This window comes from Spirosoma fluviale (genome assembly GCF_900230225.1).
In the GTDB taxonomy this organism is placed as follows: Bacteria; Bacteroidota; Bacteroidia; order Cytophagales; family Spirosomataceae; genus Spirosoma; species Spirosoma fluviale.
Map to the genome: position 1 here is coordinate 1,386,553 of NZ_OCNH01000002.1, position 15,228 is coordinate 1,401,780.

Annotated in this window: 9 protein-coding genes; 1 reads left to right on the forward strand and 8 read right to left on the reverse strand. The window is 50.7% G+C overall.

The annotated features are described in order from the left end of the window. Positions 1-30: 30 nt before the first annotated feature. Positions 31-855, reverse strand: a complete 825-nt coding sequence (locus CRO74_RS16090; protein WP_097127035.1) for a porin family protein — start codon at positions 853-855, stop codon at positions 31-33. Between the two features lie 160 nt (positions 856-1,015). On the opposite strand from CRO74_RS16090, the gene CRO74_RS16095 reads away from it, so the two are divergent. Continuing rightward, on the forward strand, positions 1,016-1,729 hold the full coding sequence (locus tag CRO74_RS16095) for an SDR family oxidoreductase (RefSeq protein ID WP_097127036.1): 714 nt from the start codon (positions 1,016-1,018) through the stop codon (positions 1,727-1,729). An 86-nt stretch (positions 1,730-1,815) separates the two neighbouring features. On the opposite strand, the gene CRO74_RS16100 is transcribed toward CRO74_RS16095, so the two are convergent. The 7 genes from CRO74_RS16100 to CRO74_RS16130 all read right to left on the reverse strand — a co-directional run bounded on the left by CRO74_RS16100 (position 1,816) and on the right by CRO74_RS16130 (position 15,212). Continuing rightward, positions 1,816-3,780 (reverse strand): S8 family peptidase, encoded by a 1,965-nt coding sequence (locus CRO74_RS16100; protein ID WP_097127037.1) that lies wholly within the window; start codon positions 3,778-3,780, stop codon positions 1,816-1,818. A gap of 156 nt (positions 3,781-3,936) precedes the next feature. Further along, positions 3,937-4,452, reverse strand: coding sequence for a hypothetical protein (locus tag CRO74_RS16105; protein WP_097127038.1), 516 nt, complete (start codon positions 4,450-4,452; stop codon positions 3,937-3,939). A gap of 28 nt (positions 4,453-4,480) precedes the next feature. After that, entirely contained in the window at positions 4,481-5,944 is a 1,464-nt protein-coding gene (locus tag CRO74_RS16110; RefSeq protein ID WP_097127039.1) for a SusD/RagB family nutrient-binding outer membrane lipoprotein, read from the reverse strand. A gap of 24 nt (positions 5,945-5,968) precedes the next feature. Continuing rightward, the gene (locus CRO74_RS16115; RefSeq protein ID WP_097127040.1) at positions 5,969-9,112 is read right to left on the reverse strand and encodes a SusC/RagA family TonB-linked outer membrane protein; all 3,144 of its coding nucleotides are present in this window, start codon (positions 9,110-9,112) and stop codon (positions 5,969-5,971) included. An 889-nt stretch (positions 9,113-10,001) separates the two neighbouring features. Then, positions 10,002-10,514 carry a hypothetical protein gene (locus CRO74_RS16120; protein WP_097127041.1) on the reverse strand — a complete coding sequence of 171 codons (513 nt, stop codon included), beginning with the start codon at positions 10,512-10,514 and terminating at the stop codon, positions 10,002-10,004. 20 nt (positions 10,515-10,534) lie between these two features. Beyond that, entirely contained in the window at positions 10,535-12,004 is a 1,470-nt protein-coding gene (locus CRO74_RS16125; RefSeq protein ID WP_097127042.1) for a SusD/RagB family nutrient-binding outer membrane lipoprotein, read from the reverse strand. Between the two features lie 13 nt (positions 12,005-12,017). After that, a complete protein-coding gene (locus CRO74_RS16130) occupies positions 12,018-15,212 on the reverse strand; it encodes a SusC/RagA family TonB-linked outer membrane protein (RefSeq protein ID WP_097127043.1) in 3,195 nt (1,064 codons plus the stop codon). Positions 15,213-15,228: the final 16 nt, after the last annotated feature.

The following is a 15,228-nucleotide window of genomic DNA, read 5'->3' on the forward strand; positions in this document are numbered from 1 at the left end:
TAAAACCCACTCTATGAGAAATATTATCGTTTATCGGCCGCCCAATGGGAAAATATAGCCGACAGTGCCCTGTCCTAAAATCGTTTTTGAGTCGGTTCTGAATCCTGCATCATCATTACCCAAGGGGTATAATCCACGTACTTCAATCGTAACGTGTCCGGGACCCGCTTTCAACGCGGCTCCAACACCCAGTGCTCCCCCAAAGCCGAAGCGTCCTTTGTCACCGTCAAGGGAGACTGTCTTTCCATTGATACCTGAACTAATTGCATACGAAGCATACGGTCCTACGTTGACAAAGAAACGGTTTCCTTCGTACGTACCCGTCGAAAACTTCACAAGCAAAGGTACCTCAAGTGCATCGACGGCAAAGGTGTCGGTGTATCCAAACTCAGTCCTTTTCACCGCATTTCGGGTGTAATTGATTTCGGGCTGAAAGGAAACCGGACCTGCACCAAAATTGAATGTTACGCCCCCCACAAAACCCAGAGTCGGGTCGGTAAAGGCCTGCTTCTCCAGGAAAAGCGGGTAGGTAACACCCCCGCGAAACCCGATTCGTGTGCCTGACGTAGAAGCTGACGAAGCTGTGCGTTCGGGTTGACTAACCCCCGTTTCTGTCTGATCTGCCGGTTTGCCAGCCTGTTGCGTTTCTGTACGCACAGGTGTTATTGCGGCCTTTCTGTTGATCCCGTGATGTTCGTCGTAAAGCTCCTGCATCCGGTTCGTACTACTGCCTGTTGTCGTACTGCCAGACGGCTTCGTGCTGGCTGGCGAGGTGGCTGCCTGGGGTTTAGTCTGGGCAAACGACAGGCTTACCGATAGAAGCAGAAGGGCTAGAAACGAATGAATCGATTTCATTGAGTACATAGTTGGACTTGATTGTGTAAGATTAGTCGCTAATCTACTAAAATCTATAACAGCACTTAGGAAACGGTAGGTCTTGTTGAGCCTACGGTTCGCTGCTGGCGGCAAACATTTTACCCAAAAGTGGAGTAAGTAGTATAGAAAATCTGTCAGTATGAAAACGGAACATCAGCGTACGGCCCTCATTACAGGGGCGAATAGAGGAATTGGTAAAGAAATTGCCCGGCAACTGGCCCAGCGTGGGTTTGCTGTTTTTATTTGTGCCCGCGATATAATGAAGGGGCGGGAAGCCGCCGAAGAACTTTGTCAGGCTGGTTTAGAAGCTACGTTTATTCAGCTTGACGTAACGGACCCGGTCAGTATTCGAACGGCCTGTGGTACATTTTCTCAAAAAGCTGATCATCTCGATGTCTTGATCAACAACGCCGGTATTTTGGAAGATCATGGGGGAAATATTCTTGAACTGAATCCCGAAATGCTCGACCGTGCTCTGAAAGCCAATGTCAGAGGGCCCATTATGGTGATTCAGGATTTCCTGCAGCACCTGCAAAAAAGTAAAACCGGAGGCCGGATTATCAATGTATCGAGTGGGGTTAGCTCACTGGCCCGCATGACAACCTACGCCCCCGCTTATAGTATCTCCAAAACGGCACTCAACGCCGTAACGAAGCAGTTTGCCGGTGCCTTAAAAGAGCACAACATAACCGTTAACAGTGTCGATCCGGGCTGGGTGCGTACCGACATGGGTGGTCCCAGCGCTAACCGACCCGTTGAAAAAGGAGCTGAAACAATCGTCTGGCTGGCCGCCGATGCCCCCCAGTCCGAAACCGGTAAATTCTGGCATGATAAACAGGAAGTGGCGTGGTAATCGGAACCCGGATTTATTTGATTTTTGTGGTTTATCTGATTAGTTAAAGATAGAACTTTGGCTGATAATCAAGTAAATCATAAAAATCATTTAAATCCCGGTTCAGACAGCATCTTCACGGCCTCATACGCATTGAGCAGTCCACCCGAACGGCTTAAGTTTTTGAAGGGAACGATCTGCTCCGTTCGGCCGGGTTTGCGAACCTGAATGTCGGGTTTATAACTGCTCTTCATCAGGATTTCTTTAACCTGAACGGCCGTCAGTTTAGGAAAGTAAGAGCGGATTAGTGCCGCTACGCCCGCCGTCATGGGTGCCGACATGCTGGTTCCCGAAAAACTGGCGTATTGATCATTGGGCAGCGTTGACAGAATCTCGGTGCCGGGAGCGAAGAGGTCAACGGTCTGAACCCCATAGTTGGACGACCGGCTCGGAAGCCCGTTGCTCAACCGCCAGGTACTGTTGCCAACGACCAGAACGTTCTTCGCCACGTTCCCATTCTCATACCGGGCCGATGGATAGGCCGGGAGGGAGTCGTAGTTTTCGCCGTTATTTCCGGCCGCATGCACGATCAGCACATCCCGTTCTTCGGCGAAGCGGATGGCCGCATCGACCTGCTCCTTAAACGGCGACAGTCGCTTGCCAAAACTCATGTTGATGACCTTTGCTCCATTCTCAACCGCGTACCGAATCCCGTTGGCCACATCTTTATCGCGCTCGTCGCCATTCGCGGGTACGACTGAAACGGGCATGATCCAGACGTTATCGGCCACGCCGTCAATGCCCTTGCCGTTACCGCGTCTGGCCGCAATGATGCCCGCCACATGGCTCCCGTGAACGGCCAATTGCTGCGATTTTCCGATGATCATGCGCGGACTTCCGTAATACCGCTCGGTCGGGTTAGCGGGATTATCGCCAATGGCCGCTCTGGGGTTATAGTCGGGGTTGAACGCAATGAGGGCTTCACTGCCCATAATCTGCTGGAAGCGCGACCAGTTCTTCCGAACCAGTGTCAGGTACGTGTCAAACGAGCCATATTGGGACGAATACGCTTCCGCTAAAATGGATTTTATGGAAAGCGCGACCGAATCTGCACCCGTATCGACCTGCCGGATGCTGGCGGGGGTAAGTTTTGAGTCGGGTAGTTTTTTGCTGATTTGATTGGCTACTTGCCAGAATCGGGCGGTGTCGGCAAAGGCTAAACGCTTGAGTTGGGTAGCCTGATAGCGTTTCAGGAATTGTTTTTTGGCTGTTTGGTAGGTCTCGAACTGTCGTTTCTCGGTTAGGTTCAGTTTGGCCGGGTCCGCTTTATCGTATTTCGCCTTTAGCAGCACATACGTCTGGGTAATTTCGGGCTGGTCGTATTCGGAGGTTGTACCATCTTTCGCCCCCATAAAATTCCAGCCGTTTACGTCATCGGCATACCCATTTTTGTCGTCGTCGGTCCCGTTGTCCGGAATTTCTTTCGGATTTTTCCAGATCACATCCCGCAGATCTTCATGGGTTATGTCAACGCCCGAATCCAGCACACCCACGATTACCGGTACAGATGGTCGGCCTTTCAGCAGTTCATACGCCTGTTCAAGGCTGATCCCGGCAACTGAATCCCGGATGGGGTCCAGGTAAGGCCAGTTGCGGGGTGGCTGAACCAGGTTAAGACGTACCCGCGTAAAAACGGCTTTCGACTCAAAGGCATTCTGCCGTTCGAGACAGTCGTCGCTGATCGGCAGGAGTTTCAGGCCCTCGCCATTATTCACGTACGTAAGTCGGTAAAAACCCGTCACGCTCGTTCCGCAGGGGCTTTGCCCCGAAACTTTCTGCAAGGCCAGCGTGTCGCCCTTTTGCTGGTACAGCATAGTTTCCAGCGGGGTCGTTTCGTTCTTCGGAACAATCGAAAGAGTATCGGTACCAAAGGTCAATACGACCTGAACACCATCGGGGGCCAATACCACACCAGTCCATCGGGTGTTTCGAATGGGTAACTGCGCCTGCGCATTTGTTAAAATGCCTGTCAGAAGTAAGCTAAACAGCAGGCGGGAAAGGGTAGGGGTCATGATTGGTTTTATTGACTTTGGTTTAGAAGTAACGCTTTATGCTCTACAGGAACGGTATCATTGCTCTGCCCGAAGAAAGATACTCTGGATATATTTAAAACGAAAAGGCCCTCCAATTCATTGGAAGGCCTTCTGCATGAAACGTCAACAAACGCCTTACGCTACGATGCGTACCCGAACTGGTGCGGGCACAAGCTGCGTACCGTCGTCCAGCGTTACCAGAAACAGAAACTGAATCTCGGTGTAGTTTGGTAATGCAACCGGCGTTGTCGCTACCGCAGGGTACTTCGTTTTAAAAGCGGCCAGCGTTGTGGTGAATACCGCTGTAGTACCGCTACCGGCAATAGGTGCCGTGTTGAATGCAGTCGTTGCCGTAGCGGCATTCAGCGTAGCCACGTTGATACCCGTAGCCCCACCAACAACTTTGGTGATCTCCCTGATGGTACGGCCGCTCGAAGCAGGAATGGACAGCGTAAACTGAATAGGAGCACCCGCTGCCAGAGAGGTGATAATAAACGGGTTGAATCCGTAAGTCGTTGTTCCGGGGAATGTTACGGGTACCGCCGGACGGTTATCCCGAACCAGATCGCTGTAGATCAGGTCGTCTTTGCAGGAGAAGCTGCCCCCCGCCAGCAAGGCAAGCAACAGTATATTTATGAATGTATTTTTCATCACTATGCGTGTTTAAAGTCGTGAATGATTAGTCGATATCCCACCAAACAGGAATGTTCGATTGGGGAGACGGGTTAGGGAAGCCCGGGTTTCGCTGAACCTCGTTGCTGATGTACACCGCCCGAACTGGCAGGGTACCGTTGATACCAGCCGCATTCTGCGAAAGCTGCAGCGTTGGGTATCCCGTCCGGCGATAGTCATTCCATAACTCTAAACCATTACCCGTGAAGGCAATGTACTTCTGGGTGATGATCTGCGCAATTTTTTGCTCTGTCGTTCCCGTCAGCGTGGCCACCGTTGGGTTAGCAGTCAGGTAAGCCGTAATCTGAGCCGGTGTTAGCCCAGCCAGGGTCATCGAAGCGGTAATGCCTTCGGTGTACAGCGCCTGCGGATCGCCGGGGGTGCCCAGGCGAAGCGCGGCTTCGGCCAGAATGAACGCCCGTTGGAAGTTAGTAACCATTCGAACCGGACCTTCTCCCGAATTTCCCGTAACGTATCTGTTATACCGCGACCAGTTTGCGGTTGGCGTTGGCAGAGTACCCCGGAAACCATTATCGATCGTTACGTAGTTGGGGCCTGGTTTGGTAAAGAAAATAGGCAGACGCGGATCGTTCAGGCTGGTGAGCAGATTCAGGTAGCGCGTGCTCAGGATCAAATCGTTCTGGAATGAACTCACAAACATATAGGTGTAGCGAGGGTCCTGACTACCTACGCTGGAGCCAAAGTTGAAGTTCATGTCGTTGGCGTTGCTCGTAATGTAATTAGCACCCGCCAGCACTTCATTGATTACGCTGGCTGCCAGAGCGGGCTCCTTACGGCTAATCGTCATCGCAAACTTCAACAGCAGCGTGTTGCCAGCCTGCTTCCATTTGGTCAGATTACCAGCATAGATAATATCATCACCGGCGGGCTTGAGGGTCGACGTGGCATCGAGGTCCTTAATACCTTCCCGCACCAGGTCGAACAGGCTTTGAATACCCAGCGTTGCGTTGCCTTTGTAGATATCCTCCTGTTTGTCAAGACGTGGCGTGGTGTTTGCTTCACCCAGTAGCGCCTGAGAATACGGAACATCGCCCCATACGTCAGTAGCAATACTGAAAGTATATGCCTTCATGATTTTAGCAATCCCCGAGTAGACCTTCGAGTTCGTCGCATCGCCCAGTTCGATCAGCTTCTGGTAGTTGATCAGTGGTCCGTTGTATAGTTCACCATTCCACTGGTTGCCAAAGTCGGCACCATTTGTCTGGTAAATATCGTACGTAGCCGGACTATTGGCCGCCCCCGCCAATTGCTGGACCAGCACCGACGAGAAACGGTTCAGCTCATTGGCATTAAGAAACGCACTACCACCCTCGGCCCCGGCCAGCAACACGGCGGGCGTAACCGTCGTAGGGTTGTTGGGGCTTACGTTGACATCTAAATAACTGCTGCAAGCTCCCATTCCCAGAAAGAAGGGGACGAGCAAATAGCTTTTTGGAATTATAAATTTCATGAGTAATTCGAATGAATAGAGTGATTAGAACGTGAGCCGAATGTTACCGCCGAAGTTCCGGGTGTTGGGCGGCCCGTTCAGGTCGAGGCCCTGAATATTACCCGCTCCCTGCGTGTTGACCTCCGGGTCGGCCGGGAAGTTGGGCGCGTAGAAAAACAGGTTACGACCGCTCACACCCACCGAAATGGTACCGAACGGCGTTTTGCCCAGCAACGTTTTAGGCAGGGTGTAGTTCAGTGCCACCTCACGCAGGCGATAGACCGTTGCGTCGTAAACGGCGGCTTCCGATGCCAGACCACCCAACGCGCTCCAGTAGGTTTGTGCCGGTAGCTGGATGTTGTTCGGGCGGAAGGTGCCATCGGTATTCTGAATCACGCCCGGCAAAATGCGCGGCTGATCGCGATCAATACCCGTTACGTACATCGAACCATTCTGGCGGGCATCAACGGCGTTGAACGAGAAAATCTGACCACCCTGACGGGTATCTACCAGTACAGACAGGGCTACGCCTTTGTACGAGAAGGTATTGGTCAGACCCGCGATGTAATTAGGCTGCGGATTCGAAATAACCGCGTTGGCTAAGCCCGGCGCAAACTGCCCCGTTGAGCCATTCACCAGATACTGACCGGCAAACTGACCGGTTGCGTCATAGTATAAGCCATTCGGGTCGGTATTCTGAACCCGGGAGTTAGCTGTGCTGACAATCACACCATACGGATAGCCTTCATAAATAGATGGGGCAATACCGATGAAGGAGTTACCTGATATGTTGGACGACTTAACATTGGGGGCAATGGAAACAACCTTGTTCCGAATCAGGGTGTAGTTCAGCGTGGCATCCCATTTAAAGCCGCCAATTCGTACGGGGGTTGCATTTAAAATCAATTCAACCCCCCGGTTCTGCAACTCACCAACGTTGGTTGTCCGGGTATCGAAGCCCGATGAGTTCGAAACGGCTACGTTGAAAATCTGCTGGGTACTCTTTGAGTCGAAGTACGTAGCGTCAATGCTCAGGCGGTTCTTGAAGAAGCCAAGGTTGATGCCAAATTCGTACGATGTCACAAACTCAGGCTTGAGGTTGTTACTCCCAATCCGGGTATCAATGCTGAAGCCGGGCGTGTTGTTCGGTGCCAATGGGTAAACGATATTGGCAACGTTGTTACCGTAGCTGCTCTTATTATAAACGGTACTCAACTGATACGGGTCTGCATCGCGGCCAACTTTTGCAATGCTGGCCCGCACTTTCGCATAGGAAAGCACGTCGGAGTTGATCTTGAAGGCGTCCGTTGGGACAAAACTAACCGACGCACCCGGATAGAAATAGGTGTTGTTCGCTTTCGGCAGGGTAGACGACTGGTCGGCACGTCCGGATAATTCCAGGAAGAGGTAGTTGTTGTAATTCAACGACAACTGTCCATAATAACCCACCAGACGACGCAGGGTCGAGCTTTCGAATGTACCCGTGAAAACCGTACCGCTGTTGATGTTATAAAAACCGGGCAGCGTCAGGGAGGTAGCATCGGCCGCCGACTCCTGGGTTTTCCGCTGGTTGAGGTTATTACCTAACAGCAGGTTCGCGTTCAGCCCTTCCATAAACAGGTTATCCTTGCGGGCCGTGATCAGCAGATCACCATTCAACTCATTCCGGAAAAAGTTATCCTGCTGAACCTGTCCTGACGGAGCCCGCCCCGAACCAATTGGCAGAATCAACTTACGCCGGTCGGTATAGGTGTCGCCCGTTACCCGGTAAGCAACGTTTAGCCAGCTGGCTACGTCATAGCTTAGCTGGAAGTTACCGAAGAAGCGGTCAACCTGGCTATCAAGACGTTCGTTGTTGACGCTCCACTGCGGGTTGTTTGTAGTGGGGGTGAAGTAGATACTTCTTCCGTCTACACCCTGGTATGGTTCGTTGGCAAGGTCATAACTTCGTGGAATACGGGTGATCTGCCCAAAAGCACTCGCTCCATTACCACCCGGCACCGCACGCGACACCGTTTGTACGTACGTACCCGTACCGCTTACCTTCAATCCGTTTTTTAGTTTCGACTCACCACCTAGCGAAACGTTTGTCCGGTTGAACTTCGTGTTCTGAACGATACCACTCTGGAGGGTATTGCCAATTGAAATGATGTAGTTGCGCGTAGCATCACCCGAGGCAATGTTAACCGAGTTTTGCAGGATACTTCCCTGGCGGTAGAAGTCGCGAACGTTGTTCGGATACGCCTGATAAGGTACAACCTGGTTTTGGTTGTTGGTAACCGATGTAGGCCCCCCTACAAATGGCGGCCCCCAGGAGTTGTTCGACGTTGGTGTAAGCAGGTTGTTTGCTCCCTGGCCGTAGTCGTTCTGGAATTTCGGAATGCCGTATACATCCTGTACGTTGTACGACGAATTGACGGTTACTTCCGTTTTGTTGTTCTGGTTACGGCCCGACTTCGTCGTGATGACAATGGCACCAGCCGACGCCCGCGAACCGTACAGAACGGCAGCTGCCGGTCCTTTTAGTACGTTAACTGACTCAATACTTTCCGGGTTGATGTCGGCCAGACGGTTGGAAGGCTGCGTACCGAACAGCGTGTTTTGTGTGAGGTTAACGTCGTTGCTGAAGATGATTCCATCCACCACGATCAGGGGCTGGTTGCTGCCATTGAACGACGTAATACCCCGAATGTTGATGTTTGTCGATGCTCCCGGCACGCCACTGGAACCCGAAATGTTCACGCCCGCTACTTTACCCTGTAAGGCATTGAGCAGGTTAGGTTCTGAGCGTTGTGCCAGTATGTTGCCACCTATTTCCTGGGTAGCATAGCCCAATGATCGCTTGTCGCGCTCGATACCCTGAGCCGTTACAACGATTTCATCGAGACTTTGCGAGCCCGCTACCAGCGTAACGTTGATCGTCGTTTTGTTGCCGACGGCAATCTCCTGACCAGTATAGCCAATGAAGCTGAACACGAGTCGCGCATTGACTGGTACGCTGATTCGGTAGTTTCCGTCGGCGTCGGTAATGGCGCCACGGGTCGTTCCTTTTACCTGTACGCTCACACCCGGTAGAGTGGAGCCGTCGTCTGATGAAGTGACGCGGCCACTCACGGCAATATCCTGAGCCAGTACTGGCAAACAGAATAGCAGAGAAAGCAGCCAGCTTCCCAATAAAATTTTCTGCATAAGAAAGAATAAGTTAAAACATACGGTCTAACCCCGAAAATGGGGATACAAAGTTAATCTATAGAACCTGAAAACTTGATATTATAACGAAAGGTTTTTGTAATATTCTAATGACGTGAATAGTTTATTTATTTGTAGGTTAAAAAAATGTGGCCAACTCACTCAACTGGTTAAATCTTACATTAAAGTGACTAAACTCTCCAAGTCAATTGAGGTTGGACGGAAATGAGATGAGATCAATTTCAGATCAGATACAAAAGACCGATTAATGCAGCGCTTTTCGTTAAAATATACATTTGTTTAGTGTATAAAAATCTGATATACAGTATTTTGTGATCTTATAGATAAGTAATTTTTGCTTAATATTTACTTAGAGGTATTCCTTGTTTTATAGTAATTTATACTTAGTTTAATGAAAATACTTAGCAAATTTATTTCTTAAAATTAGATAATCACCAATGCTAATATAGCCTAATATTATTGCCTTGAAATGAATAAAAAGGATAGTTTATCCTGTATTATTTTGTAGACTAGTAATCATTTTATTAAGTTTTATAATTGTATAATTTCAGGAAGTACTTAGTTTGGGCGTAGGTTATAAGTAGTAGTAGCGATCAGGACTTTATTATAAAAATTGCATACGCCAGATTTCGACTAAACAGGGAACACGGGTGATACAGAGTGAACGGATTTTGGCAGATAAAGCTTGGCTCCTCCCGGCCGCTGTTACCCTAAAAATCCGTTCAATCTGTATCATCCGTGTTCCCTGTCTTTTTATAAGAAAGCCCTGTATGGTCAATACAGTGTCGTAGCTAGCAGTCAACTGGCTTTGTAGCAAAAGAAGCACCGGCCATTATAGCCGGTGCTTCTTCAAAAAGATAATCTAGTATCAGGCACGAATCCGGACCCGGTACTCTATCGGCACTACCGTCGTGTTATCGTCCAGCGTAACGAGGAAGAAGAACTGCATATCGGTAAAGGTTACAACGCCCCCTGTAGTCGTACTGGGCATAGCCGCCAGTTTTCGAAATGCCAGATAGTTCGCAATTGTTGTTGTGAACGTAGCCGTTTTACCGCTTACTGAAATCTTCGATGCCAGTGTATTTGCAGCCGTTTTAAACGTATTCTGGTTTAAGCTGGCGTTGATGGTCGAAGCACCTACCTGGGTTATTTCCTTAAACGACCTCGGACTGGCATCGGGGAGGGTCATTGTAATGCTAATGTTGCCCCCGCCCGCGATAGACGTTTCCCCAATCGGGATACGCTCGAAATACTTGAAATTGGTAAATGTGATCGCGTTGTCAGTGGCCTGGGCATCGCGGATCGAAACGATATCATCCTTCGTACAGGCGGCTGCAACGAACAACAAAAGAAAACTGGCTATATAACTTAGTTTTTTCATGGTCTTTGTCGTAAAATGAGTTAATCAATATCCCACCATAACCGCTCATCCATCCGTGGGCCAGGATTTGGCACATTGGGATTACGTTGCTGTTCGTTCGAGGTGTACGGCAGACGCACCGGAATAACGGCCGGATTGTCGCCCTGCGCGTTCAGTGGCAAGGCTAGTTTTGGGAAGCCCGTCCGGCGGATGTCGTTCCAGGATTCAATGCCCATGCCGATGTTGGCAATCCACTTCTGGGTCAGAATCTGCCGCAGCCGATTCTGAGTATCGCCGGATAGCGTGACGATTTGCGGATTCTTGGTAAAGTAATCGTTCACATCGGTTAGTGCTACGCCAGCTTTCAGCATAGAGGCTCTGATCCCTTCCTGATACAAGGCCTGGGCATCGCCCGCTACACCCAGCGAAACAACCGCTTCGGCGAGTAAAAACGCCCGGTTAAAGTTGGTAATGATACGCGTTGGGGCTTCGCCACCGGTACCAATCAGGTAAACGCCGTAACGTGACCGGTTGGCTACAACGCTGGGCGCGGCTGTTGTTGCGCCGTTATTAAAGCCTACGTACCGGCTCGTATTGGCTGCCAGCGTAAAGAACCGGCTGATACGCGGGTCATTGTAGGCCGTTAGCGTATCCAGAAACCGCTGGCTAGCCATCAAATCGCCCGTCCGGTTCACATAGTTGAATGAAAAAAGGGCGTTCTGCTTGCCGTTATCCGTCCCGAAGCCTACCTGAAAATCCAGCGCGTTGTCGTTGATCAGACCGGCGGGTGAGGCCAGGATTTCTGTAATGATCTGTTTAGCCTGAGCAGGTGCTTTACGGCTCATTTGTACGGCCAGACGCAGCATAAGGGTATTGCCAAGTCGCTTCCATCTCGACAGGTTACCCTGATAGGCCACATCGTCGGCACCGGGCAAAACCCCTGTGTTTGGTTTGTCCAAATCAGCCATACCTTCTTTAACGAGGTCGAACAGGCTTTGGATCTTCTTCTCCGAACTGCCGAGGTAAATGTCCTGCTGGGCATCTATCCGTGGCGTCAGGACGGATAGTCCCTGCAGCGCTTCTGAATAAGGTACATCACCCCACACATCGGTAGCGATGCTGAAACCGTACGCTTTCAGGATTTTAGCCATGCCGGCATAGGCCGGTGTGGTTTGCTGGGTTTGCTCAATGAGCCGCTGGGCGTTGGTGAGCATACCGGCATAAATTTCGCCGTTCCACTGGTTATCTGAGGCTCCGCGCAGGTTGAATACATCATAAGCGGCTACCTGATTGGCAACCCCGGCCATGTGCTGGGTGAGTACCTCATTGATGCGGTTCAGGTCGTTGGTAGAGGTGAAGGCCGCATCGTATTCAACCGTTGTCAGCAGTACCGAAGCGGGCACCACCGTTGGGTTGTTAGGCGTTGTATTGATATCGAAAAAGCTTTCGCGACAGCTTGCCATTACCGTTAGCAGCGACACAGCGATAAGCGCTTTATATGTTGTTTTCATGAAGTGACAATGATTAGAAAGTAAATCTCAGATTCACGCCGTAGTTACGGGTATTGGGTGCGCTTTGTAATTCCAGACCACGGATGTTGCCAGCTCCCTGGGTGTTTACTTCAGGATCAATGGGCGAGCCGGGGGCAAAATACCACAGGTTACGGCCAACGACCGAGAGGGATATACCACCAAATGGCGTTTTGCTGATCAACGACGCAGGCAGATCGTAGCTCAGCGTTGCTTCGCGCAGACTGTACCGCGTGGCACTGAACACGTTCAGGTCACTCTGCAAGCCGAACGCCCGCCAGTAACTTTGCGCATCCACCTGAATGTTGTTTGGCGTGTAGGTTTTTGTGCCGTCGGCGTTGCTGATCTCAAATACACCCGGTATAATCCGGGGAGCCTGCCGGTTAACGCCCGTAACGTCCAGCGTACCGTTTGATTTATACGAGCCCGACGAGAACTGTACCAACTGCCCACCCTGCTGGGTATCGAAGAGGACACCCAGGGCAATACCTTTATACTTCAGGGTATTCTGGATGCTGCCTATCCAGAGTGGGTTTGGATTGGAAATGTTCTGGTTAGACACTTCCGGATTCCACAGGCCGGTGTTGGGGTTGATGATCCACTGGCCGTCAGGATTCGTCGGTTTTTTGTTACCCAGAATTACCCCGTAAGGCTGCCCTTTTACGATGGAGGGTACGGAGCCCGTAAAGGCGCTGCCTGGAATGGAGAAACTTTCGACACCCGGTGCGATGTCGACAACTTCGTTTACGTTGCGGGTATAGTTAACCGTCACGTCCCAGCGGAAATCTTTAACCCGAATTGGGGTTACCGTCAATAAGGCTTCAATACCCTTGTTCGTCATTTTACCCACGTTTGTGGTCCGTGTGGTATATCCGGTCGATGCCGCCATACCCACGTTTACGATCATGTCTGTACTAACCGAGTTGTAATAGGTAAGATCAATGCTAAAGCGGTTATCGAACAGCCCAAGGTTCAAACCGCCTTCGTAGGAGGTTGTGAATTCGGGTTTCAGGTTATCGCCGGGCCCGATCCGGTTGCTGATCGAGAAGGCGTTCTGGCCGTTGATCGGGAAAGCGATGTTCGATACGTTATTGCCCCGGCTCGTGGTTACGTAAACCGACTGCAACTGATAGGGGTCCGCATCTTTACCCACCGTAGCGGCACTACCCCGTACTTTGAGGTAGGAGAGTGTCGACGATTTGATGGGGAAGATATCCGAAAGGATAACGTTTGCCGAAACAGCCGGATAGAAGTAGGTATTGTTGCTGAGCGGTAAGGTCGACGATTTGTCGAAACGCCCGGTCAACTCCAGAAAGGCATAATTCCGGAACGAGAAACTGGCCTGTCCATAATAACCAGCCAGTCGACGCAGGGTGTTGCTCTCGCCGGTGTTGTTTGAGAAGACGGTGGCGTTGCTGAGGTTATAGAAATTAGGTAACGTCAGGCTTTGACCGTTGGCCGTCACGTTCTGTGATTTCCGCTGGTTGACGTTAAAGCCTAACCGGCCTTCAATATTCAGACCGGGCAAAATATCGTTTTTCTGGCCGGTCAGAATCAGGTCGCTGTTCAGCTCCTGCCAGTAATAAATATCTTCGCCAACGCCACCTACCAGCAGGCGGGCTGCACTGGGCGCAAAGATTTGCTTACGACGGTCCGTATACGTATCAATACCGGCCCGGTAAAATAAATTGACGCCTTTGACCAGATCAACACCAATATTGATGTTACCAATCAGGCGATCGACATTACTGGTCGTGCGGTTGTTTTCCAGTCCCCAGATTGGGTTCTCGTTTGAGCCGGGTGTGCCTGCAAACACACTACGGCCATTAACATCCTGAAAAGGAAGGTTTGGCAGGTCATAGCTGCGGGGTACGGATACCAACTGTCCGAATGCACTACCGCCGTTACCCGTCAGCGAGTTGCTCTGATCCGTATTGCTGTAATTGATCGATGCGCCAACGTGAAATGTATTCGACAGTACCGTGTTGCCGCCGAAACTTACGTTGGTCCGGTTAAATTTCGAATTTCGGACGATACCATCCTGCGCGGTGTTGGCTACCGAAAAGTTGTAGTTGCTGCTGCCACTTGCCCCGCCAATGTTGACGGAGTTCGACAGGATGCGCCCCTGGTTAAAGAAATTCTTTATGTTATCCGGATAAGCCCGATAATTCGAGTAGGCTTTATAAGCCGGTAAGGCTCCTCCCGGAAACAGTGCCGTTGAGTCCAATTGGGTGGGTGTTGTGGCATTGCGGGTGAAAAAGCCATTTTCCAGCGTGGCCGGAGAGCCATAGGCCGGTCCCCAGGAGGCTACACTATTACTCTGGAAGATATTATTCAATCCCTGACCGAAGCCGTTCTGGAAATTAGGCAAGCCATATACGTTCTGAAACGTTAGCCCGGAGTTAACCGTAATTTCGGTTTTCTTCTTGGCATTTTTGCCCGACTTTGTCGTGATCACGATAACACCCGAAGCGGCTCGTGATCCATACAGCGCAGCCGCAGCGGGACCCTTCAGTACGTTCAGTGACTCAATATTTTCCGGAGCAATATCCAGTGCCCGGTTGGATGACTGTGGACCACCCAGTGTGCCATTTGGACCAAGATTAGTACGGTCCACACTGTTACTGATGGGAATACCATCGACGACGAAAAGCGGTTGGTTGTTTCCGGTAAATGACTGAATACCCCGGATGTTGATGTTCGTTGAGGCACCGGCTTCGCCACTGGCTCCCGTAATCTGAACGCCCGATACTTTACCCTGTAAGGCATTGAGCACGTTAGGCTCGCCCCGTTGCGAAATACGGTCGCCATTTACCTGTTGAGTGGCGTAGGATAAAGACCGCGTATCGCGTTCAATACCCAGGGCTGTAACAACGACCTCACCAAGGTTGGTGGCATCGGCCTGCAAAACGACGTTCAGTGTGGTACGGTTGCCAACCGGGAACTCCTGACTTTTATAGCCGATATAACTGAAAACCAATCGACCATTTGCGGGTACGGATACTTTATAATTGCCCTGGGCATCCGTTGTACCCCCCCGGCTAAGACCTTTTACCTGTACACTCACTCCAGGAAGTGAGGAGCCATCGTCTGACGAAGTGACACGACCGCTTACTACTACCTCCTGCGCCATTGCAGGAAAATGTGATAATAGCAAGAGAAGCAAACTTCCTAATAGAAGTTTTCTCATGATAGTTTAGTAGATG